Here is a 23,057-nt window from a genome sequence, read left to right as displayed (position 1 = left end):
GCCGTAGCATCCTTTCCCGCATCAGGCATGCGCCTCATGCGCCTATCCGGCCTTAGCACCCGTTTCCAGGCGTTATTCCGGTCTGTTAGGCAGATTCCCCACGTGTTCCTCACCCGTCCGCCGCTGGTATCTTTCGATACCCGCTCGACTTGCATGTATTAGGCACGCCGCCAGCGTTCGTCCTGAGCCAGGATCAAACTCTCAATGTCTTATTCCTTCTCCCTCGCTCTCTCGAGCTCGGGCACTTCTTCTCTGGCGTTTGGTGATTCTTGTGCGTGTTTAGTTTTCAAGGTTCTCTCGCTGCTATTAAACTCTAAACTTTTTAGAGCGTTGTCTGCAGCGACGTTTATTAATATAGCACGCCATTTTGGCAGATGCAAGTGATTTTAAGCGATTTTTAGTAACTTAAACTTCTGAAAAAACTTTAAATTTACTCAGTGACTAGTGGTAGATGGCAATATCTATTCATTATCGTTTTCAAGCGGCTTTTTTTGAACGCAAAATGGCATGCCCTCTGAGCATGCCATTCTCATTCTCAATATTTATTGTAAATTCGCAAACAACGATAGATAGCAATCTCAAAGCTATCAACCAATTTTTAGATATCCATTTCTACATCAACATTCGAAGATAGACTCGCCCGTCCTTGCGCAATCGCCAGCTGCCAGCGCAAGTATGCGTCAATAAACGGATCGAGCATCCCATCTACAACCGCCTGGACATTACCTACTTCACAGCCTGTTCGATGATCTTTGACAAGCGAGTACGGGTGAAACACATATGAGCGAATTTGACTACCCCAGGCAATCTCTTTTTGCTCACCACGTATACTGGCTAAATGCGCTTCTTGTTCTTGACGTCGGCGCTCATACAGTCGAGCTTTGAGCAAATTCATAGCTACTGCGCGGTTTTGTATTTGCGAACGTTCACTTTGACAGCTAACCACTATACCTGTCGGTAGATGTGTAATTCGAACGGCTGAATCTGTTGTATTGACATGTTGTCCACCAGCTCCACTCGAACGGTAGACATCAATTTTTAAATCTTCTGTGCGGATGTCGATCTCGATTTCATCATCGATTTCCGGTATAGCATCCACTGAAGCAAAAGAAGTGTGTCTTCTCCCTGAAGCATCAAAAGGGGAAATACGAACAAGTCGATGGACCCCTTTTTCGGCCTTCAGATAACCGTAGGCATTATGACCTTTGATCATCAAAGTCACACTCTTCAAACCCGCTTCGTCACCAGGAAGATAGTCCAATACCTCAACTTTAAAGCCTTTGTCTTCTGCCCAACGAGTATACATGCGCAATAAAATGGAAGCCCAATCCTGTGATTCAGTACCTCCTGCACCTGGATGAAGCTCCAAAATGCAATTGCTTTTGTCGTATGGACCCGACAACATAAGTTCCAACTCAAAAGATTCAATTTGATTTTGCAAGTCAACCGCAAGGCGATTTGCTTCCGAAAACAAGTCAGCATCATCTTCTTCGGCAGCCAGCTCTAACGTAACTTCCAAATCATCTTTTTGCTCTTGCAATTTTCGCATCTTTTCAATGAGCGAACGAAGTCCATTAGCCTCCGCTATAATTTTTTGGGCTTTCGAACCATCATCCCAAAAAGAAGGAAGTGCCATTTGCTCTTCTAAAGCAGCAACACGCGCTTCTTTGGTAGAAAGGTCAAAGAGACCTCCCGATATCCGCAAGCCTAGTCGCCATAGCGGAGATTTCCGAACGTAACTCACCAAATGTTTCTGCCATTCATTACCTCTCCTTCAAGCCCATCAAACTACATCCAGTGACATCCCCAACCGCATCAACCACCCTGTATCGGAACAGCCTCCTGGATGGGTAAGTTCTGCGGAGCAGTAGCCACTGTAGATTTAAAGACATAAAGAACGATTTCCTCTTCAATAGAGTGAATCATGGCCTCAAACATTTCAAAACCTTCACGCTGATAGATAACTAACGGATCGGCCTGACCATAGGAACGCAAATGTACACCTTGCCGGAACTGATCCATTGCGTCGATATGATCCATCCATTTTGAATCAACGGTTCGCAACACAACAATTCTTTCTAATTCCCGCAGAAAAGCGCCTAACTCTTGTTCTCTCTCGTCATAATTGGACAAGAAAGTTTGATAAAGCACTTGAAAAATTTCTTCCCTATCTTTATGGCGCAATTCTTCTTCGGAAATTTGCTGTGGTTTCAAAAAATGATGCTCAGCATAGTGCAATAACGCCTGTAAGTCCCAATCTTCCGGAACTTGTTCCGTGGAACAGTACACATCCAACATATGCTCAATAAGGTCTTTGCCCATACCTTCCACAATCGGTCGCAAATTGTCGGTCTCTAAAATCTGCCGTCGTTGTTTGTAAATGACTTCTCTCTGTTTGTTCATCACATCATCGTAGCGAAGAACGTGTTTCCGAACGTCGTAGTTGTTACCTTCCACTTTCTTCTGCGCCCGTTCCATGGCATTGGTGAGCATTTTGTGTTCAATCGGCACATCCTCTTCCAACCCCATACGATCCATCCAACGCTTGATATTGTCCGATCCGAACAAACGCAATAAATCGTCTTCAAGCGAAAGGAAGAATTGTGATGAACCGGGATCGCCCTGACGACCTGAACGACCGCGCAACTGATTGTCGATACGACGACTCTCATGACGTTCTGTACCAATGATATGCAGACCGCCAAGTTCCTGTACGCCCTCACCGAGCAAAATATCGGTACCACGTCCAGCCATATTGGTAGCAATGGTGACCGTTCCTCGCTGCCCTGCTTGAGCAATAATTTCTGCTTCTTTTTCATGATGTTTGGCATTCAGGACTTGATGCTTGATCCCACGCTGTGTCAGTAAATGAGAGATAATCTCCGATTTGTCTATAGAAGTAGTACCCACCAAAACCGGTTGACCTTTTTCATGGCGACGAACGATTTCCTCTACTACCGCTTTGAATTTAGCCATCTCCGTTTTGTAGATGACATCACTCATATCTCTTCGAATTGTCGGACGGTTGGTAGGTATCGTTACTACATCCATACCATAAATTTCAGTCAACTCTTTTTCTTCCGTTTTTGCTGTACCCGTCATACCCGACAACTTATTGTACATACGGAAATAATTCTGCAGTGTAATGGTGGCTAACGTCTTGGATTCGTTTTGTACCTTAACGCCCTCTTTAGCTTCGATCGCTTGGTGCAAACCTTCACTATAACGGCGGCCTTGCATCAATCGTCCCGTAAATTCATCTACAATGACGATTTCATCACCCATCACCACATAATCTTTATCACGATGCATGAGACCATGCGCTTTGAGAGCTTGGGTGATGTGATGCATCAAGGTAACATGCTCCGGATCGAACAGATTCTTCACCTGGAAGAAACGTTCCGCTTTATGCATGCCACTTTCCGTCAAGTTTGCGGTTCGCATCTTTTCATCAATCTCATAGTCATCCGGTTTTAGACTGCGGACAAAAATATCTGTACGAAAATAGAGATCTGCCGATTTATCACCAGGTCCTGAAATAATGAGTGGTGTACGCGCTTCGTCAATGAGAATACTATCCACCTCGTCGACGATGGCAAAGTTCAGTTCTCTCTGCACCATTTCTTGAACACTCATTACCATGTTGTCTCGCAAGTAATCAAAACCAAACTCATTGTTTGTCCCATAAGTGATGTCTGCACTGTAAGCTGCTTTCTTTTCTGCATGATTCATATCGTGGATATTTAATCCAACGGTCAGTCCAAGAAAGCGATGAATTTGACCCATTTGTTCCGCGTCACGCCGAGCCAAATAATCGTTAACCGTTACGACATGTACACCTTTGCCTGACAATCCATTTAAATATGACGGCAAAGTGGCCACAAGAGTTTTTCCTTCACCCGTGCGCATTTCTGCAACACGACCCTCATGCAGGACAATGCCACCCATCAATTGAACATCAAAATGGCGCATGCCAAGTACGCGTTTCGCAGCTTCACGCGTTACTGCAAACGCGTCATACAGAAGATTGTCCAGTTTTTCTCCATTAGCTAATCTCTCTCGGAACTGCAAAGTCATGCCTTGCAATTCTTCATCCGACATGGACTCATATTTAGACTCCAAATCATTGATACGTTGAACACGACGCCTCAGCCGCGCAATTTCTCGTTCATTTCCATTGACAATATTTTTAAGGAGTCCCACGGAAAGGCTACACCCCTTTCACAGATTGAGCCTCCCGGCCCTGAAAGTCTCCATTTTAAGATTGTACAATACTGGCTGATTATAGTACAGTGGCAAGAGATACCGAATCTTTTCTTCCACTTTTCTTTTTCATTTTTAGTCTTTATCTAGCAATTCCAAACTGGCTTGAAAATAAATAGAGGTGCCTCCCCTGTGAAACTCGACCTGGTTATGATAGTGAAAGACGCCGCTTCCACACTACCTCGTTGTCTGGAAAGCTTCCGAACAGAAGTTGACGATATCATCATAGTCGATACCGGATCGAGCGACGACACACAAACTGTCGCCAAACGGTATGATTCGAAAATCTACCAAATACCATGGGAAAACAACTTTGCCAAAGCACGTAATGCAGCGTTACAGAAATCAGATGCCGATTGGCGATTGGTCATTGACTCCGATGAATATCTAACGGCGGGAAACAATTTAAAAAAGGCGATTCTTGAACAACAAGCCCTACATGCATCCTTTGTGGGACGTTTGAGAATTAGGAGCAAATTTCAAACAAACGGAAACATACAATACGAAAACAGCTATGTTTCTCGAATATTACCTAGAGAAGCTTTTTATGAAGGAGCTATTCATGAGCAAGTTGTTCATCCAGGATTGCCCACTATTCAATTTGACGGTTTTGTAGTCGATCACGATGGATACTTTGGCTCTCATAAATCTGAGCGAAACATACCCATATTGATGGATCTTTTAGAAAGCGAACCGAATTCTTTTTATCACCTTTTTCAATTAGCTCGTGAACATCGAAATGTAAAACAATTTGAATCAGCTCATCAACTGCTGACCAAAGCTCTGCAAATCTGTCCAGCTACTTCCTCTATTTTTCCTATGTTAATTGTCGATTTGATTTACAATTGCATTGAACTCAAGTATTTTGAACAAGGACTATATACTATTGAAAGATATGAAAGCCAACTTGCTTGGTATCCAGATTTCCATTTTGCCTGTGGCATTTTTTATATGAAATGGATATTGTACGATCCGTCCAAATTTCTGTATTTTCCTCGAATTGAGACTGCTTATCTTCGCTGCCTTTCGCTTGGTGATGAAAATATAACAACCAGCGTGGAAGGTACAGGTTCTTATCTTGCTGCCCACAACCTTGCCAGTTTATATGAAGCATCTGGAAACTTGGAAAAAGCTAAAATCTATCAGCACTTAGAAACCAAATGGCGAAAAGATCACAGAATATCATTTTAATTTGGTTTTGTAGCTTGTTAATGGAATTTACAGAATCCATTCTCTAAATCGAATAACTGGAGTGGCGATAGCATTCGCCTCAAACATTTCTGTAATCTGCTGATATAGCAGAAAATCTTGCAGTCGATTGTCGGTTACAATGACATACGCATCTGCTGGTACTAACCGAAATTCGGAGAACACAGGAAAACTTTGTTCATTTGATAAATGATGAAGAAAGTCCCATACGCCAACAATTTGAATATTCAATTTTGCTTTCAAAAATTCTAGCAATCCAAAAGCACCAGCATCATAGCCTATTAAAAATAATTTCAAAGGTTTAGAAAACGATATGTGAATTAGCTTATCGAAAAATTCATATGAAATTCCAAGGCCCCGTTGCATAAACCACGAATATAAAACTGATTTTGTTTTGCTAAGCAGTAAAACTTGCCATTGATTCTCTTTATCTGACATAGAAGATAAAACTTCGATCCAATTTTTTATATCCTGTAAACAAGCTCCTTGTTCATAACTGGACAAATAAGGATCTTCTCTTAAAATAAACTCCAAAAGTTCTATAGCACGCAAAATTTGACTATTTTGCATTAGCTGAAATACGGAGTAAATAATTTGTAAATGTTGTCTCCAAAAACTTGAAATCATTTGTTTAAAGGGTAAATTATCACTTTTTGTTTCTTTTATAATTTGCATATCTTCCCTAACTGTGATAGCTTGCCGATAATTCAAGCTAGATTGAGATTGAACATGTATACGGTATTGCACTAATTTTTTTGACGTTGAAATAGACGGACTTGTGGAAGCAAGTTTTAGTAAGAGCTTCCAATCTGATGAATTTTTAAATCTTTCATCAAAGGGAGAATCTTCAATGAAAGATGATTTACGAAACATAACACTCGGTGGGTTGCCTATCAGATTTCCTAGTTGCCAAGAAAGACTATAGAGAGTTTTTTCAGGCCAAATTTTATCTTTCGCAAAAGCCCAAGGAAATTCAGATATTTTTTTGCCCTCAGCATCAATAAATTCTGCTACAGCAGCAACAAAAGCCAGCTTTTCATTACTTTCCAATAACTTTACGTATTCTAAAAGAGAATCTGGCGGGAGAATATCATCTTGATGTAAAAACTTAATAAATTCACCTCTCGACTGCTTTATCAGCCAATTGTGAGCAGGAAATAGTCCACGGTTAATGGAAGATGAATAAAAACGAATGCGTTGATCTTGAAAATGTTTGATGACTTCTACTGACAAATCATTTGAACCATCATCCATTAAAATCAACTCGAAATTCTCATAAGATTGATTTAAAACGGATTGAATTGATTGATATAAATATTTCTCCCCATTATATATCGGCATAAGTACACTAACGAGCGGTTCCATTGCAGGCTCCTTTAATAAAAATTGTGTACTAATTTAATAGTTGTGCTAACAATTGGATGTCTTAGGCATCTAGATTACCACGAACAATTTATGAATGAAATAACACTTTGGAGTGAACTACATTGAAGATCTTTTTTGTATTGGAACATTTGAGTGGGCGTGGCGGTGTAGAGTCTGTATTACAAACTATCACAAAAGAACTAGAGAAAATCGGACACAATATATTCATTTTTCTACCTGATCAAAGTGACCAACCGACTTGGGAAGTCAATCACAATATTATCTATTATGATGAGCGAGCTAACAGTTCTATCAATGGCATACATTTTGTTACCAAGAGAATTTTAGGACTCTCTTCCTTAGCATATCAATTGCCAAAACCAGATCTGGTTGTCGGAACTCATGTTCCTCATACAGTACTTTATAGTAAGATGGCTTTTGGACATTATGATATTCCTATCGTGTCATGGCTACACAATCCTCCCAATCTGTTTAACGACAGTCATTTTGTGAATTATGCAGATATCCATTGGTGTATTTCACAGGGTATCAAATCCATACTACAAAACACGATACCCATTTCCAAAATTTATTGGGTCGGCAATCCTATCGAACAAAATATCCCACCTGTCTCAATTCACCAAGGATCGTCTCGCTTTATTTATATTGGTAGACTGGAAAACCAACAAAAAAGATTAGATATCCTTTTTAGCGCATTACATTATTTAAAATCAGATTGGTTACTGGATATCTACGGGGATGGACCTGATAGAGACAAGCTATTTCAACTTGCAAAAAAATTAGGTATTGCATCAAAAATTAGATGGAATGGCTGGGTAGATCGCCCTTGGGAATCAATTCAAAGCGCTTCAGCACTTTTACTTACGTCTGATTTTGAAGGTTTACCAATGGTAATTGGAGAATCGCTTTCTAGAGGATTACCTGTTATTTCTTCTAAATGTCCCACTGGACCAGAAGATTTAATTCAACATGGTCAAAATGGACTCTTATTTGAACGGGGAAATGTTCAAGAACTTACAGCACAATTGATTACCTTTCAAAACCTTACCCCCAATGAACGATTAGCTATGTCTGAAAATGCTATTCTATCTGTTAAAAAATACAATAAGCATCATGTTATAGAAAGAATGTTAAATAGTATATGCCCAAATAATCAAGAAGGTGACACGATATGATTATAGATATTGTACTTGGATTGGCTACAGGTAAAGGTGGATTAGAAAATGTACTTTCAACTGTTTCCCATGAATTGATCGATCGAAAGTATGAAGTGCGAATTTTCCAATTCCAACCGCCCATATATCCGGAATGGTTGGAAACACTGCCTAATCTTTATTACTATGATCCATTTTATTTACAAAAACAAAATGCGTATCCCGGAGAAATTCCTATATTCATGCAAGCTCTCGAATACAGAAAATCATTGATAAAAATGGGTAAGCCGAATGTAATTCTCGCAACTCACACACCGTATTTTTCTCTTTTGACGCGTATGGCAATAGCGTCTTACGGAAATATGCAACCTCCCATTCTCTCCTGGTTACACGGACCAGTAGAAGCGTATGGAGGTGGAGATTTTTTACGATATGCTGACGCCCATATTGCTATTTCGAAAAGCGTTGGTCATTCTATTTCTCGTGCAGTTCAAAATCAGGTGCCAATTTATTATGCGGGAAATCCAGTGGAAATCGAATCCATCAAGCCCCTTAAGAGAGATGAACAAACTTGTCAGCTGATTTATGTTGGAAGACTTGAAAACAATCAAAAAAGATTAGATGTACTGTTGCAAGCGCTCTCTTATGTCCATGGCAGTTATCATCTAACTGTAATTGGAGATGGACCAGATAAGCAGTTTCTACAGAATCTAGCAGAACAATATCACATCTCTAACTATATTACATGGAAAGGTTGGCAGGAGAGTCCCTGGCAATCCATAACCTCAGCCAACCTATTAGTCTTATCTTCTGAATATGAAGGTTTTGGTATGGTCCTTGTTGAGGCATTAGCACGCGGAATTCCTGTCATCTCTAGTCATTGTGAAGGTCCTGACGAAATTGTCAACTCTAATAATGGATGGTTATTCCAAAAAGGAAATGTCCATGAACTAGCTAATCTTTTACAGGCTGTCTTAGATAAAAATTTAAATCTTCCAGATCCGGAATCTTGTATTCAATCTGTGCAAAAATACTCGAAAAAACAGGTTGTAGATCGAATTGAACATGCGATTCAAAAAACTTGTTTGTTAATGAGTACTGATCTCACCTCATGAATCATACGTTTACATGGCTTTGTATATACGCTTTTGCCTGCTCAATTACTTGATTCCATGTTAACATTTGAGCTAGAATTTGATTAATTTTTTCATTTTTTTGAGCATTTTCTTCTGATAGTAAGTATATTTTTTGATAAAATTTCTCTTGATTTTTCATCAAGTCGAAATATTGATTTCCTTTAGGAAACAGTACTCCTAGTCCATTAGAATGTCTAAATTCAATAGATGGATATTCTTTTTTTAATTCATCCCATAATTGATAAACTCCAAATTCATTTTCATATACTGTTATATCGTGAAAGAGCACTATTCCTTCTGGTGCTATTTTAGGTAACCATTCCTCAAAGTCATTCTTTACAGCCTCATAGGTATGAAACCCATCAATATGTAAGATATCAATGGATTCATCTGATATTAAAGGTAATGCTTCTTGAAATTTCATACGCATCAATCGTGTAATTTTTGAGAATTCATCATTAGCTATCTTTTCAACAATTTTGTATATTTCATCCGTATAGAATCCACTATGAGCATCACCACACCATGTATCTATAGCTATGCATTCACAGTTCAAACGATTATCTTTGACCGCTTGACAAAAAGAGAAGAACGATACTCCAAGATGTGTTCCAAGTTCAACAATTTTACGGGGTCTACAATAAGACACTAAATCATAGGCAAACCATCGATGGCCAATCCATGCTGGAGTAATCTGATAAGCATTATAATAGCGATCAGAAACAAACTCCCCATCATAAAAACACCAATCCATTCAAAATCCTCCCTATATCAAAATTAAACTTTTTTCCACGTTTCCGCCCATGAACGCCAGAAATTCTCCATTTCTTCATAATTCTGTTCAATATTTTGAGGTTGGATAAACCATTCAACAGACATCTTATAATAAAAAGCATAGACTTTGTCTGCAGCTTGTGAAGCTTCTAAGCTTAAATCAAGAGAACCCCGAATAAAAGTAATAATGTTTTGAATCTCTTCAATAGCTTTTCGCAGTTCTAAAATCTTTTCTTGCTTATAGCAAGAATAAATATATTTAACTAAATTTGCTGCCCGTTCATGTAAAGCTGACAGTTGCATATGAAACGGCATGGTATGCACTGAATTTTTTAAATAAATATCACTTGCCCTCATTTCTACCATCTCCGAAACACATTCTAATTGATATTTTTCATCATACTGTGACGTGGAGGAAATACCTAGTTGAATAGCAACGTTCTTTAAAAGTTGTGATTCAGGAAATTCTTTCAACCCTATCTGCAGACAAGATTGAGCAAATATGGTTCTCTCCTTAGCTAAAGCTACATCGCATTCTAACAATAATCTGGTTATGGTTAAAGAATGATTTGCAGCTTTGGCCAACCATATATCAGCAACATCTAAATTTTTATTTTTAAATGCCCGAAGTGCTAGCATTTCACACTCCCATGCAGTCTCTCCTGACCAATTAAAATCACAAGGAAGTTCAGGAAAATGCATGAGATACAGGTAGGCCTCATAGCGATCGGGTGCTTTCGGCAACCATTCTGACAATAAATCATGACAGTTAAAAAGTAAAATATCCCGTAGAAATGGAGAAATAGGCGTTGAACTGTATTCACACAAAAGAACGTTTTTCAATGTCTGAATACGATCATCTGGAAAATCAGGAATATCGTTTATTTGCAAACAACGATTATTTATTTTAATGAGTATACTTAATGAAATTAAATAAGGATTTTGAAGCCCAGTATTTATGATTTCAAGCGCCTTTTTTGGATCCTGTTTATAAAGAACTGCTAACTTTACTCTTTCTAGAACCGTTGCTTGCGCAATTTTTGACTCTATTCTTTGAATGAGATGATATATATCATCTGGAGATTTATAAAAATAAGCTTCACAATAACTAGCCAAAGCAACAGGATCTGTAATACGAGGTTCAATTTCCTGCTCAAAAAATTTTTTTTCATATGGCAAAAGATAAACTAAGGGAAAAATCAATATATCCTGATTAGGATTCTCTAAAAAAGAAGTAAAGTAGTATTGAAGCGCAGTATCTTTATCCCCCAAAGCGATCCAACATCTACCCAACATTAAAGCGGCCAGAAAACTACCCATTCCTTGTACTAAGTCAAACAATGCCTCTTTTGGATCTCCTAATTTCCTTGCAAAATTAAATTGTTCAATAGCTTCTTTGAATTTACCATTTTCCGCTAGAATCATTCCGTATCGAGTACGAAATTCGGCTAATTCTGGATATACCATGATATATTTAGAAGCTATTTCTTCTGCTTCAATGTTCTTTTGCAATCCAACAAGCGTTGTAATATGAAAGACAAAAATACGAGCCGTGATATGATCCCAACTTGAAGGCGGTTTTTTTCTTATAATATCCAAAGATTTTTTAACAATTTTTAATGCTTGATGAAAATTACTCAGACGAATATATTCTGCAAGCAAATTGGATAAGTGAAATAAATTTTGAGGATCCTTTTCCAATTCTTCTTTTAGTAAAAGAATATTTCTGGATGATTTATTTTTGTAAGTAAATATTTCATTCAAATAACCCACATGATGGATATCCAAATTAATTTTAGAAATTTGTTTTCCTGCTTTCATAATAGCCTCAGCAATTTGTTCATGCACTGAGCCATCATAAAAGTATCCATTTCGAAACAATCTTACAACAGAAACTGGTCTAGTTGAAAAAATTTTACCATTTTCACCCACGTAATTTAATATATTAACCAAAAAGCCATCTGCTTCTATATGTGTAAGTTGCTCTCGTAGAGAGTGACGCTTAATATCATCTAAATATTCGTCAGCATCAATGACGAGTATAAATTCACCCTGAGCATGTTTTAAGGACTCATTTCTTGCGTGAGCAAAATGATTATCCCAATCATAATGATAAATTTTTGAAGTGTATTCTCTGGCTATATCTAAAGTACGATCAGTAGAACCTGTATCTACCAATACAATTTCATCTACTACACCCTGCAATGATTCTAAACATCTACGCAATGTCAATTCTTCGTTTTTAACAATTAAACAAGCGGATAGCAACATAAGTAAGATTCCTCTCCAACGCCTGATAGTTATAACTACAAAGCAAATTTAGACATCATATACGCTCGATGGGCGTTGACATTGGAAAGATACGATTCATAATGAGCTTGTACTTTATCTAAGGATATTTTGATTTTTTCAATCATGTTCTGCGTATCTAAATACGCTTTTTCAATATCTTTATTTTCAATGTTATTTGTTGAAATCTGAAGAACTCGATCGATTAAATCTGAACGATGTTGTAATAAAACGAACACATCGACAAAACGTTGCTCATGAAGCGCTGAAAAAATCATGTTAGACAATTGGTGTACCGTTTGAAAATCTATGTTTTCTTTCATGTATGCTCCCCCACCAGTTTATAGAACCGGACTACCAGAAGATCCACCGCTTGACGAGGAACCACCCATTAAAGCTGACAATTGTTGCATTTGAGCCTGTGATTGTTGCATGGCCAAGTTTAATTGATTCAATTGATTAGTAAAATTCTGTACTTGTTGTTGTATTTGTTGATTAATCTGATTGAGATAGTTTTGAATATTTGTCTGCTGAGCAGCTAGTGCATTGATATCCCCTTGTAATGGACTTTGACCATTATTACCATCCAAAAACGTATTCAGTGTTTGATTCATTTGTCCAAGAACTCCACTTGTCGGAATGGCTGTGCTTGCAGAAGACTGAACCACACCAAATAATTGTTGAACAGCCTGGGCATTTTGGCTCATGGCGTTTTCAAACATGGTCTGTCCATTTTGTAAAGTACCTGTAAACTGAGAGCCAGAAAAACTGTATCCAGACGATGACTGAAATTCTAAATGTCCGTTGGTAGGATTGATAACAATTCCTACAGATGCTAAAGAATTTACAGAAGAAGAAACTGTGCTAATAACACTGTTTAACGCCTGCGGCAACTGAGATAACAAACCTGTCGCATTTGGATCAGTAAATAGTGGTCCTGATGTGCCTGCACTTCCAGAACTGCTACCAGGTGTATAGGCCGTATCTTTATTCACCAAATCGATGAGTGTATTATAAGCGCTCATCCATGTTTGAACAGCTTTTTCAGCTGATGAAGGATCAGAAGTAATACTCAAAGTTTGAGAAGATGAAGTAGTGCCAGACACTGTAATGGTGACATTAGGTATAGCCTGCGAGAATGTATTGGTCGAAGATGTAAATGATTGTCCATCAATCGTCATATTGGCATTTTGTGCTGTACTCTCATTAGTAAAACCAAATTGTCCAGTTGACGAACCACTTACGGTATCAGTAATTGTAAAACCATTGCTCGCACCCGTTTGGGAGGAAGATAGTGATAAAACATATCCATTCGTCGTATCAAGAATTTGCGCTTGAACCCCTGTTGAACTCGTATCAGCATTGATAGCTGAGGCTATACTGGATAGGCTCTCACCTGATGTAATAGAAATGGAAGCCGAACTGTTGGACGATCCTGATACTGGATTAATCGTTAATGAACCTGCCGATAGAGTGGAGGTACCTGTTGCACTACTTTGAGCATTTGAAGTTTGAATCGTAGTTTGATATGAAGCTAACTGAGTTACTTGCACGGTATACGAACCCACCTGCGCCCCTGCAGATGTGGTTGCTGAAAAAGCACTCGAATCGCTCGATGTAGCAGATACCGAATCCCAGCTCTGCGAACTAGCAAGCGTATAAGTTGCGTTCTGGAAAGTTTGCAATGCAGTTTGTAAGGCTGACAGCGCACTCTGTTGCGTTTGTAAAGTATCTAGTTGTGTCTGAGGAGCTGTTGTAAGTTGTTGAGTCAAAGCTTGCTGCATAGCTTGTGCATATTGAGTCACAGGTAAGCCGACGCCGCCAGGATTGGAAATCGTGTTCAACGCTTGCAAAGCATTAAAAGACATTGAATACACTTCCTTTCTATATAATAATAGAGAGAAGGCGTGACCTTCCTGAAGCTCGCGACGCAATCAGGAAAATCACGCGAAATATCGGCTCAGGCAGAAGCCACAAATTAGCTGAGCAGTTTGAGAATAGCGTCAGGTTGTTGTTGAGCTTGGGAGAGCATTGCAATACCGACCTGATTCAGTACTTGCTGCTGGCTGAAGTTGGTGTATGTTTGAGCCATATTTGTATTCGTGATGGTTGAATCTGCATTTTGTAAATTCTCAGCTGAATTCTGCAGATTTGAAATTGTGTAGTTCAGCTGATCTTCTACTGCACCTACATTTGCCTGGTATGCTGACAATCTGGTAATAGCTGCTTGTACTGCAAAAATAGCAGCTTGCGCTGAAGCTTGACTGCTGATAGCCGTTCCACTAATACCCAAAGCTGACAGGTTAACAGCATTAATTGTCAAAGAAAGAGTTTGACCTTCTTGGGAACCAACCTGGAAGGTAAAGGAGCCACCAACAGTTGCTGTAGAAGAACCTCCAAGCAAGCTCATGGTATTAAATTGAGTTTGCGTTCCAATATTGTTAATTTGGTTACCTAGTGCTGTGAATTCTTGCTGAAGATTGTTAAGATCTGTTGTGGTTTGAGTACCGTTTGATGCTTCAACAGCCAGTGTGTTCATGGTTTGAAGAATATTCATGACCTGATTCATAGCACCACTTGCCGTTTGAAGCAGACTAACCGCGTTTTGAGCATTTTGAGTAGCTTGGTTCAAACCATTCACTTGCGAAGTCATCTGTTGGGAAATTGCGTAGCCAGCCGGATCATCCGCTGCACTGTTAATACGATTACCACTTGACAACTGCTGATAAGAAGTTTGCAGCTGATTTTGAACGTAGTCCAAATTGGACAAAATGTTCGAGGCTGATGCATTGTTGTTTACACTGAATGACATACCCATTTTCTTTTGCTCCTCTCATTCTTGCATTGACTTTAATTTATAACAAAGGAGTTTCCTCCTGAGTTATCAACCGTTAGGAAGATAATTCACCAGAGATGGTAGAAGAATTTCAGAACCCATTTTTAGCGCTGCTGTAAAAACACCTTGGTCAGTATTAAATTGAGTGATAACTTTCGCCATATTAGCATCTTCCAAATCACCTTTATAATTTTGAACGGTAGTTACATATTGTGAAATTTGCGTCTGCATGGCTGTTGCTCGTTTGATTCTCGAACCTAATTCTGCATTGATATTTACCACTTGAGTAATACCTGTCTGCAAATTCGTTAAATCAGTTTGGAGACCTGTAATATTTCCATTTTGCAAATCTGAAATAGTAGAGTTGAGAGTACTCTCCAAATTGGTTGTTGAACCAGAGGCAGTACCCATAACTTGCGATGCACTAACATTGACTGTGATACTAATTCCAGCTGAAATTTGCATTTCCATACTTGCAGCCGTATTACCACTTGTTGTATAGCCGATATTATTAGTAGAAGTAGTAACAGGAGGTTGCAGAGGATCAGCTCCTCCAAACAAATAACGCGACCCTTGTTGAGTATCCAATTCCTGATAAATTGTCTTCGATAATTGTTGGACTGTTTCTGAAAGAGCATTTTTATCTGAAGTAGTTTGATTCGTTGTATTCAAACCTTCCATAACATAACTTTGAATAGACTGTAGAGTGTTGACGATTTGAGATAAAGCAGATGATGTATTGTTCATCCATGTCAACGCAGATTGCAGAGTGTTTTGATAACCCTGCGCTGATGACAAAGTTGCTCTAGCAGACATATCTTGAGATACAGCAAGCGGGTTGTCTTGTGGTAAATTTAATACTTTGCCTGTAGAAAGTTCATCCTCCAGATTTTGCATTGTCGTATTCTCGTTTGTAATGTTATATAAAAACTGATTTACCATCATCTGTTGTGTGATTTGCATATGTTCACCCCCAAACAGCTAGTCTAACTTATTAGCCAACATTCTGTATCAATGTTTGCAGCATTTGATTAAATATAGAGATGTATTTTGCCGCCGCATTATAGCTATTCTGAAACTGAACCATCTCAGCCGCCTGGGCATTCATATCAACACCCGACACCGATTGCCTTAGATTGGATGATTGTTCAGCAAGCGCATTAGCTGTATTGTATCCAGCCTGAACTCCTTGCGCTTCCACACCAACACCAGAAACCAAAGCTGCTAGTGTCTGATCAAACGTACCACTACTAGCAGTGCCAGATTGGGTAGCATCAGAAACCACTCCGGCGTAGGTCCATGAACTGTATGTATTCGTTGAAGTAGATAAAGCAACCATCGCATTAGCGTTAGAATTTCCATCAGCACCATCTGAACTTGATCCTGCTGCTATATCGTTTGTTGTAAGTGATGGATTTACATCAAGAACAACATTCCCTTGCGAATCCACCGGTTGTCCAGATGAATCTGTAGTAGCGCCCGCTGGAGCTACAAAAATACTTGGCCCTGCAGAATTGTTTAAGTCAAGCCCACTACTCTGCTGATTGTTTACTGCAGTCGCAAACGTATCCAGAAACGAATTCAAATTAGCCAATGTTTTATTGACATCATCCAATCCCTGTGCATTGCCAAGAATGGAGCCTGATTGCAACAAAGTAATTAGGTTATTAGAAGCTGGTGAAGCATTGCCTGATGACGTATACCCAGATGAGGGTAAGTATGAGCTTGTCCCACCAGAAGGAGCATTTTGATAAGATTGAAGTTGACTTGGTTGTAAATCTTGATTTGCATTATATTCGCTACCATTCGCTCCACCAACCAAAGGAACCGCATTGCTGCCGCTGCCAATACTCACAGTCACAGTACCATTCTCCTGATACTGAATATTGACTCCAGCAAGTTTAGACATATCATCCAGATAGACCGAGCGCTGATCTAAGAGTGTATTGGGAGATTGACCTATCGCCGTTTGCATAGCAATCTGCGCATTCAGTTGAGCCACATTTTGCGCATCTGTAATTAACTGATTGACCTGTCCTTCAATCGTGCCAGCTAAACCTGACTGCACATCTTCCAATTGTTGTGTAACCGTTTGAAATGTCTGCGCCACTGTTTTGGCCTGCTCAATTACAGCTTGACGCGCAGCCGTATTGGTCGGATCTGTCGACAAAGTTTGCCACGCTTGAAAGAATTGATCGACAGAATTCTGCAAACTGTCAGAGGAAGGTTCATTTAAAATTCCTTGAATTTGCGTCAACACGGTTTGGTGAGATTGATACATCTGTAAATCAGCTTGATTCGCCCTGTCCTGCTGGACTAGATACGGATTGGTTTGGCGTTGAATCTGACTCACTTGCGAACCTTGTCCCAACTGTCCTACAGGCAAAGATTCATTATCTGCCGGAAACGGACTACTTTCTTGTATGAGGGCATTTTCTACCGCGTAGCCGGGAGTATTCGCATTGGCTATATTATTGGCAATCACATTTTCTGTTTGTGTAGCAGTTTCTAATGCATTCACTCCAATATTCAAACCAAGGAAAGTAGATATCGGCATACTCTTAGCCCCCAGAAATTCCGTTCCCAATTCGCTTTATAACGGAAAATGGTTTATGCGAATTCAGCATAACTGCTCATTCTGACATACGCTTTATTAAACTCTTCAGCAATTTTTAAGGCTTGTTCAATAAGTAATTGTTGTTGAATAACCGATTCGTGTACAGCTTTCAATCTTTCTTGCAAAGAAGAATCTATTGTATATTGAGCCAACCGTTGAAGACAGCGACATTGACGAACGACCCTCTCCGCAACTCCAGTTGAATCCGCTTTTAATAAGTAATTGTTAATTTCAGAAGTTAACGACTCCAGTTCACCAACAATCGACTCAGCAGACTCGCATTCCATCATTCTTGTAAGGCCCCACTTTGCAAAATAGCTTTTGCCAGTCTTTCTGGCTGAATTGAATATACACCCGATTGAATCTGTTGCTTTAAACGATTAATTTTTTGCTGTCTACTTTCGTAATTTGTTGCTCGGTTTAGCAATTGTGAATCGGTTGCACGAACTTCGTTAGATGGCTTTCCCTGAATTCCGTCCATTGATGAAGAGAGCATCTTATTCCCCCCTACATTGTCATATACGGTCGAATTTAAAGATTTTTTGCATGATTTTCAGAGATGTTGTAATTTTTTTTGTAGAAACTTAATAGCCTTCTGATAAATTCGTGTAGCTGTTGATACAGACACATTTAAAACTTCTGCAATTTCTGTAAAAGTCAAATCTTCCTCAAAATAAAGTGACAACACCAATTTTTCTCGTTCATCCAATTGCTGAATACCTTGAACCACATCCAGCCATATTTCCATTTCTACTGGAGATTCTTCTGCACGCACATCAATGGCGTGTTCAATATTCATAACTTGCGGTTTTTGATAGGCCTGCAACTGTGTTTGATAGGTCCGTGTAATTTTAAGCGGACTGGAACTCCGAACCACATCTCGCATCGCACCTTTAACGTGCGCATAAAAAAGGCGCAATCGCGCCTCTTCCGTGAGTATATGATGCGCCTCGGTTTGAGTGAATTGCCACCAGCGCATGCGGGCTGACGCTACCAAATCATCCACATCAATCGAAGCACTTTTGCGATAATGCACATACCTTCTGGCTAAACGTTGTATATATTGTTCCTGCCCATCGGTTAACAAGCTTTCCAACTATCATCTCTTCCTTTTACCCTTACATCTGCCTCTAGTAAAATATCTCCGAGTTGACCTATAAAATCCTACCCAAATATCTTTTATGCCATTTCTTTAAAACCATTTCATATCTTCCGATATAACCAACCTTTAGACTTTTTCCGCCATAACGACGACTTGGCACACTGTATGAAACTGATACCCCTGAACTTCCTCCAAATAATTGCGCACACTTTCTTCAAACTCGTCGGCTGTCATAATACCTTCTTCCAGCAACCTATTACGCTTTTCTTTAAATCTTTGAACAGTCATTCGAACACCTTCATCATGAGACGTAGTGCGAATAAACTGAGCCTGCGGCAAAAGAGCTGTTGCTGTCACACGAAATCCAGCTTCTTGAAGAATCCCAGGTAACTTTCGACCAATCTCGCGATCGCCCCCTTCAAGGGTTTGCAATTGACTAAAAGCAGCTTGCAATCGACTGAACCCTTGGGGATTCTCTGGATAAGTGATTGTCATTCCATCATCAATATCAAGAACACAAAGAGTCGCACCCATCTTTAAACGATCGCGTATACTTACCGCTGCCTCTAAAGGCTGCTGTAAATGTTGAAAGAGAAAACGAGCAACAGCAAAATCAAATTCACCCAGAGACTGAAGTTTACCCAACCGATATACGTCTTCGCGATAAAAAGATATTTTTGCCCGTTCATGCAACGCCGCAGTTCCTAGCTTATAAAGTTCATCTCGCAACGCTTCCGATAGTCGCACCAATTCATAATCATAATCCACACCTACTACTTCCACCGGAAATCCTGCGGCGAAATCAAAAGCAAACGCACCAAAGCCTGACCCTATATCGAGAACTCTATGATTCTCTTTAACTGGTAAATATCCGAGCAGAGAACGACGTGATGGACCTGTGTAAATGGTCTGTTCTAACAACCAACGTTCCGGCACATATTCTTGTTTAAGTAAAAATTGATAGAGCGCATCATGACGCTGAAAGCGTTGCAGGATTATATCTTGAAGATTCTGCAGAGACAAAGGTGAACGGCCTCCTGATCAATCTATAAAAAGATTGGCAAAGTATACTACTTATGCCCACTATAGCACAGCATGCCAGAAAATTGTTCTGCTTTGCATGCATACAACAAGTTTATTCAGGTGACGATCCGTTGTTAGACGCAAACGCGAACAGAAGACCCACAAATAATCCGCTGGCAATGGACCACCACCAATAACCATGAGTCCAATGCAATACAGCAAAATAAAAAATGACGAATACTAAATTGGCTATCATTCTCACCCATATAGAAAGGGTATTTTTACGAATGATATTCGTCAGTACCATAAGTACAATTCGCCAAATGAGAAAAAAGACAATCACTTGAAGAATAAACATGAGAATCGGCATATACTGTCCCCCCAAACTTCACACTGTTGTATTTATTCAGAGGTATGCCATATGGACATTATTCTTGTTTGGCCAAATTGAAAATCGCGTAAGTCTTATTAATCTTTCCGTGTTCCGTTAGTTACATTAAGCTACGAAAAAGCCTCCAACCCACGATTAACGGCGGATATGGAGGCATAGAAACAGAGTCATCATTCTAAAAATCAAATGACAAATATGCGATTGTCAGCCAATTTGTTATTAATATTGCGGTTCTATCAATCCATAGTCGCCTGATTTGCGACGATATAATACATTCACTTCTTCAGTTTCTGCATTCGTGAACACATAAAAATCATGTCCAAGCAAGTCCATTTGCATCATGGCCTCTTCAACATCCATAGGTTTCACAGGAAAGCGTTTCGTACGCACCACACGGAGTTCACTCTCTTCCCGTGTATCCATTCCGGTTGATGATTGAATGCGTGTTTTTAAACCCTGATTACGAAATCTCTGATTGATTTTAGACTTATGTCGATTAATTTGTTGCTCTAACTTATCTACGACCAGATCAATGGATGCATACATGTCTGCTGATTTTTCTTCCGCGCGGAAAAGTACACCATGCAATTGCAACATGACTTCCACCTTGTGAAAGCCTTTCTCCACTGACAGAGTTACAGAAATCTCCCTTTCGGGCGGAGCGTCGAAGTACTTTTCCAAGCGACCCAACTTCTTGTCCACAAAGTCGTGTAACGCCGGAGTGATCCCCATATGATCACCATGCACTTGAATGTTCATAAGCACCAACGCCTCCTTCGTATTTCTAGTATACCTTTTTTCACGAGGAAAGTCATGGTCTGTTTTCTGAATTAACAGTAGATTTACGCGGGCATTATCGCGAATAAAACCCCTTACCTTTATGCGACTTTTCTTTTTGAGCCGATAGTTCAGAAGATGCTATTTGTAAATCCCTTACCATTTCTGCAGAACAGACTGCACAAAGCCGACCAGACTGTGTCGGTTTTCCGCATTTTTCACATGGATATGAAATATTCGGATTATCTCGTAAGATAATGCGCCCATCCTGAATCATGCCCACAATAATGTCCGGGTCTACTCCGACTCCCTCTGCCAACTCTTGAAGATTAGCATTCCGATGATTTTTTAGAAATGTGCGTACTTGAAGAAATATTTCTTCTTCCTCGTGAACGCATTGCGGGCATATATCTCGCCTCAATCGATTATAAATTCTTCCACATCGCTTACAGTTCGCCACCGGCATCCTGCATACACCTACCTGTTCATTTTCATTCAACATTCATGGTACATAAGCTATGGCCACGCCCATCACGGATTGAGCTCCCACGTTTAACAATTCCTTAGCACAAGCCGCCATGGTCGATCCGGTCGTCACTACATCATCCACCAACAACAACCTGCGCTTTTGCAAACGCTCCGGAAATACTACCTGTATAGCATGCTGTATAGCATCCATACGCTCGGCTTTGTTTTTCCCTGTTTGACTCTCCGCTTGAATGGACTGTTTCGATAATAGAGAGACTACAGGACGACGAATTTTTTTGGATAATGCATAAGCCAAAACCTCTGTTTGTTGATACCCCCTGGCAGTAATTCGCTGATTCGTAGTAGGCACGGGCACAATCATATCGAATGAACAGGGCAACTGCTTTTCGATGAATGGTAAAAGTGGAGAAACTAGCCAATCCGTCAAGCCTAATGCGCTATCATACTTCCACGAACGAATGACTTCCGGTAAAAACCCATGATAAGGAAATGCAGCAAAGACTGGTACTTGCCTACCTTGAACTACCAGAGAACGCCTTGCGGGTAGGATATCTACTTGCAGAAGTTTTAATTGACAAAACAGGCAAACTTTATCAAGCAAGATCAGATTATCCTCTTTTTGATGTTCTCTATACAGTGTTCTTCCACAGAGTACACATCGATGTTGTTCGTTAAAATAAATCATATCCAAAACGAAAGAAGCGAAAGATGCAAGTAAAAACGACAATGTATAGCCACGAAACGTTCTCATTCTACCCAATCTGCTTTGCTCGGATAGTAAACAAGCGCAAGCAACCCTGGCCCCGTGTGCATGCCAATCACAGGACCAAGTTCACAAACTTCACCTAGAACATTCTCATGACCACCCATCAATTCCTGCAATAATGAATGAGCATCTTCAGCGCGATCGCGATGAATAACGCCTAGCCTCACTTGCGAATGTTTCTCTGCAAAAGCATGAAATTCGCTTCTCAGTGCCTCCAAAGCCCGTCTGTGCGTTCGCATTTTTTCGTATAAGTCTATTTTCCCATCTCGAACAGTAAGAATTGGCTTGATCTGCAACAGAGAACCCAGTAACGCGGATGCGCCGCCAATCCTTCCACCTCTTCGCAGAGCTTCTAAATTGTCAATCAGAAATCGCGAAACCATATGTTGACTCACATATTGCCACATTTCTAATATTTGATTTACATCGCACCCTGATTTTGCCATTTTTACTGCATCTTGCAACGGACCAGCCAATCCAAAAGAAGTAATCTTTGAATCAAATACTGTAATACGTTGAGGATTAACCCTTTGAGCCGCATTTTTAGCACTCTCGTAGGTTCCACTCAAACCCGAAGATAATGTCAGGCACAGTATATGTTCTGAAGAGTCTATTAATTTCTTGAATACTTGTTCAAAGCGAGAAGGGGAAGGTTGAGAAGTACTCGGAAACTTTTCGCTGACTGCCATTTTTTCATATATTTCTTTGTAACTTGCGTCGACTCCTTCTGCATAGGCTTCACCGTCAATAACGATGTCGAGAGGAACGACAGATATTCCTAATGAACGCTCTTGATCAGGCGTTAAATACGCTGTGCTGTCTGTGACAAAGGCAATTTTGCCCAA

21 protein-coding genes, 1 rRNA gene and 1 pseudogene are annotated in these 23,057 nt (G+C 39.8%); 3 read left to right on the top strand and 20 right to left on the bottom strand.

Annotation, left to right across the window (positions count from 1 at the left end; translation table 11 throughout):
- From BUA75_RS02890 to secA, 3 genes are all read right to left on the bottom strand, one after another.
- Positions 1–209 (bottom strand): 16S ribosomal RNA (locus BUA75_RS02890); the annotation flags it as partial.
- A gap of 389 nt (positions 210–598) precedes the next feature.
- Positions 599–1,760 (bottom strand): peptide chain release factor 2 gene (prfB, locus tag BUA75_RS02885; protein WP_207549692.1). Its coding sequence is split into 2 segments (ribosomal slippage): positions 599–1,693 and positions 1,695–1,760, totalling 1,161 coding nucleotides; the frame shifts between segments, so codons are not numbered across the junction.
- 55 nt (positions 1,761–1,815) lie between these two features.
- Positions 1,816–4,203, bottom strand: a complete 2,388-nt coding sequence (gene secA / locus BUA75_RS02880) for a preprotein translocase subunit SecA (protein ID WP_072873079.1) — start codon at positions 4,201–4,203, stop codon at positions 1,816–1,818.
- Positions 4,204–4,395: 192 nt separating this feature from the next.
- Between secA and BUA75_RS02875 the strand changes: the two genes are divergently transcribed.
- Positions 4,396–5,454, top strand: a complete 1,059-nt coding sequence (locus tag BUA75_RS02875) for a glycosyltransferase family 2 protein (protein ID WP_083574030.1) — start codon at positions 4,396–4,398, stop codon at positions 5,452–5,454.
- Between the two features lie 27 nt (positions 5,455–5,481).
- On the opposite strand, the gene BUA75_RS02870 is transcribed toward BUA75_RS02875, so the two are convergent.
- Positions 5,482–6,837, bottom strand: a complete 1,356-nt coding sequence (locus BUA75_RS02870; RefSeq protein WP_072873078.1) for a glycosyltransferase — start codon at positions 6,835–6,837, stop codon at positions 5,482–5,484.
- A gap of 122 nt (positions 6,838–6,959) precedes the next feature.
- Here BUA75_RS02870 and BUA75_RS02865 point away from each other — a divergent pair, with 122 nt between their 5' ends.
- Positions 6,960–8,033 (top strand): glycosyltransferase, encoded by a 1,074-nt coding sequence (locus BUA75_RS02865; RefSeq protein WP_072873077.1) that lies wholly within the window; start codon positions 6,960–6,962, stop codon positions 8,031–8,033.
- Positions 8,030–9,127: a glycosyltransferase gene (locus BUA75_RS02860; RefSeq protein WP_072873076.1), complete on the top strand. Its 1,098-nt coding sequence runs from the start codon at positions 8,030–8,032 to the stop codon at positions 9,125–9,127. Before BUA75_RS02865 ends, BUA75_RS02860 begins: the two co-directional genes overlap by 4 nt.
- 124 nt (positions 9,128–9,251) lie before the next feature.
- On the opposite strand, the pseudogene BUA75_RS02855 reads toward BUA75_RS02860, so the two are convergent.
- The 16 genes and pseudogenes from BUA75_RS02855 to fakB form a co-directional block, all read right to left on the bottom strand.
- Positions 9,252–9,902 (bottom strand): annotated as a pseudogene (locus BUA75_RS02855) (class I SAM-dependent methyltransferase); the annotation flags it as partial.
- Between the two features lie 23 nt (positions 9,903–9,925).
- The gene (locus tag BUA75_RS02850; RefSeq protein WP_072873074.1) at positions 9,926–12,193 is read right to left on the bottom strand and encodes a glycosyltransferase; all 2,268 of its coding nucleotides are present in this window, start codon (positions 12,191–12,193) and stop codon (positions 9,926–9,928) included.
- A 35-nt stretch (positions 12,194–12,228) separates the two neighbouring features.
- Complete coding sequence (locus BUA75_RS02845) at positions 12,229–12,534, bottom strand: hypothetical protein (protein WP_072873073.1); 306 nt, start codon at positions 12,532–12,534, stop codon at positions 12,229–12,231.
- Positions 12,535–12,552: 18 nt separating this feature from the next.
- The gene (fliD, locus tag BUA75_RS02840; RefSeq protein ID WP_072873072.1) at positions 12,553–14,079 is read right to left on the bottom strand and encodes a flagellar filament capping protein FliD; all 1,527 of its coding nucleotides are present in this window, start codon (positions 14,077–14,079) and stop codon (positions 12,553–12,555) included.
- 110 nt (positions 14,080–14,189) lie between these two features.
- A complete protein-coding gene (locus BUA75_RS02835; protein WP_072873071.1) occupies positions 14,190–15,029 on the bottom strand; it encodes a flagellin N-terminal helical domain-containing protein in 840 nt (279 codons plus the stop codon).
- 66 nt (positions 15,030–15,095) lie between these two features.
- Positions 15,096–16,010 (bottom strand): flagellin N-terminal helical domain-containing protein, encoded by a 915-nt coding sequence (locus tag BUA75_RS02830; RefSeq protein WP_072873070.1) that lies wholly within the window; start codon positions 16,008–16,010, stop codon positions 15,096–15,098.
- Positions 16,011–16,041: 31 nt separating this feature from the next.
- Positions 16,042–17,604, bottom strand: coding sequence for a flagellar hook-associated protein FlgK (flgK, locus tag BUA75_RS02825; RefSeq protein ID WP_072873069.1), 1,563 nt, complete (start codon positions 17,602–17,604; stop codon positions 16,042–16,044).
- A 53-nt stretch (positions 17,605–17,657) separates the two neighbouring features.
- A complete protein-coding gene (locus BUA75_RS02820; protein ID WP_072873068.1) occupies positions 17,658–17,954 on the bottom strand; it encodes a hypothetical protein in 297 nt (98 codons plus the stop codon).
- Positions 17,951–18,160, bottom strand: a complete 210-nt coding sequence (locus tag BUA75_RS02815) for a flagellar biosynthesis anti-sigma factor FlgM (protein ID WP_072873067.1) — start codon at positions 18,158–18,160, stop codon at positions 17,951–17,953. Before BUA75_RS02815 ends, BUA75_RS02820 begins: the two co-directional genes overlap by 4 nt.
- A gap of 57 nt (positions 18,161–18,217) precedes the next feature.
- Positions 18,218–18,760 carry a sigma-70 family RNA polymerase sigma factor gene (locus tag BUA75_RS02810; RefSeq protein WP_072873066.1) on the bottom strand — a complete coding sequence of 181 codons (543 nt, stop codon included), beginning with the start codon at positions 18,758–18,760 and terminating at the stop codon, positions 18,218–18,220.
- A gap of 132 nt (positions 18,761–18,892) precedes the next feature.
- Positions 18,893–19,789 carry a methyltransferase domain-containing protein gene (locus BUA75_RS02805; RefSeq protein ID WP_072873065.1) on the bottom strand — a complete coding sequence of 299 codons (897 nt, stop codon included), beginning with the start codon at positions 19,787–19,789 and terminating at the stop codon, positions 18,893–18,895.
- Positions 19,790–19,901: 112 nt separating this feature from the next.
- A complete protein-coding gene (locus tag BUA75_RS02800; protein WP_072873064.1) occupies positions 19,902–20,159 on the bottom strand; it encodes a hypothetical protein in 258 nt (85 codons plus the stop codon).
- A 240-nt stretch (positions 20,160–20,399) separates the two neighbouring features.
- Positions 20,400–20,939 (bottom strand): ribosome hibernation-promoting factor, HPF/YfiA family, encoded by a 540-nt coding sequence (hpf, locus tag BUA75_RS02795; protein ID WP_072873063.1) that lies wholly within the window; start codon positions 20,937–20,939, stop codon positions 20,400–20,402.
- A 94-nt stretch (positions 20,940–21,033) separates the two neighbouring features.
- Positions 21,034–21,423 (bottom strand): TIGR03826 family flagellar region protein, encoded by a 390-nt coding sequence (locus BUA75_RS02790; RefSeq protein ID WP_072873062.1) that lies wholly within the window; start codon positions 21,421–21,423, stop codon positions 21,034–21,036.
- Between the two features lie 36 nt (positions 21,424–21,459).
- Positions 21,460–22,197, bottom strand: a complete 738-nt coding sequence (locus BUA75_RS02785) for a ComF family protein (protein WP_072873061.1) — start codon at positions 22,195–22,197, stop codon at positions 21,460–21,462.
- Positions 22,194–23,057, bottom strand: a complete 864-nt coding sequence (fakB, locus tag BUA75_RS02780; protein ID WP_072873060.1) for a DegV family protein — start codon at positions 23,055–23,057, stop codon at positions 22,194–22,196. The genes BUA75_RS02785 and fakB overlap by 4 nt, the downstream gene beginning before the upstream one ends.

Origin of the sequence: Alicyclobacillus tolerans, from assembly GCF_900142255.1 — a bacterium.
GTDB lineage: Bacteria > Bacillota > Bacilli > Alicyclobacillales > Alicyclobacillaceae > Alicyclobacillus_I > Alicyclobacillus_I tolerans.
This window is presented reverse-complemented; position numbering and strand designations above follow the sequence as displayed.

Coding starts and splice junctions, on each gene's coding strand:
- BUA75_RS02790 (WP_072873062.1), bottom strand. CDS start 21,423: ATGCCGGTGGCGAACTGTAAGCGATGTGGAAGAATTTATAATCGATTG.
- BUA75_RS02850 (WP_072873074.1), bottom strand. CDS start 12,193: ATGTTGCTATCCGCTTGTTTAATTGTTAAAAACGAAGAATTGACATTG.
- BUA75_RS02820 (WP_072873068.1), bottom strand. CDS start 17,954: ATGATGGAATGCGAGTCTGCTGAGTCGATTGTTGGTGAACTGGAGTCG.
- BUA75_RS02800 (WP_072873064.1), bottom strand. CDS start 20,159: ATGCCGATTCTCATGTTTATTCTTCAAGTGATTGTCTTTTTTCTCATT.
- BUA75_RS02835 (WP_072873071.1), bottom strand. CDS start 15,029: ATGGGTATGTCATTCAGTGTAAACAACAATGCATCAGCCTCGAACATT.
- BUA75_RS02860 (WP_072873076.1), top strand. CDS start 8,030: ATGATTATAGATATTGTACTTGGATTGGCTACAGGTAAAGGTGGATTA.
- fliD (WP_072873072.1), bottom strand. CDS start 14,079: ATGTCTTTTAATGCTTTGCAAGCGTTGAACACGATTTCCAATCCTGGC.
- hpf (WP_072873063.1), bottom strand. CDS start 20,939: ATGAACATTCAAGTGCATGGTGATCATATGGGGATCACTCCGGCGTTA.
- BUA75_RS02815 (WP_072873067.1), bottom strand. CDS start 18,160: ATGCTCTCTTCATCAATGGACGGAATTCAGGGAAAGCCATCTAACGAA.
- flgK (WP_072873069.1), bottom strand. CDS start 17,604: ATGCCGATATCTACTTTCCTTGGTTTGAATATTGGAGTGAATGCATTA.
- BUA75_RS02845 (WP_072873073.1), bottom strand. CDS start 12,534: ATGAAAGAAAACATAGATTTTCAAACGGTACACCAATTGTCTAACATG.
- BUA75_RS02785 (WP_072873061.1), bottom strand. CDS start 22,197: ATGAGAACGTTTCGTGGCTATACATTGTCGTTTTTACTTGCATCTTTC.
- BUA75_RS02870 (WP_072873078.1), bottom strand. CDS start 6,837: ATGGAACCGCTCGTTAGTGTACTTATGCCGATATATAATGGGGAGAAA.
- BUA75_RS02830 (WP_072873070.1), bottom strand. CDS start 16,010: ATGCAAATCACACAACAGATGATGGTAAATCAGTTTTTATATAACATT.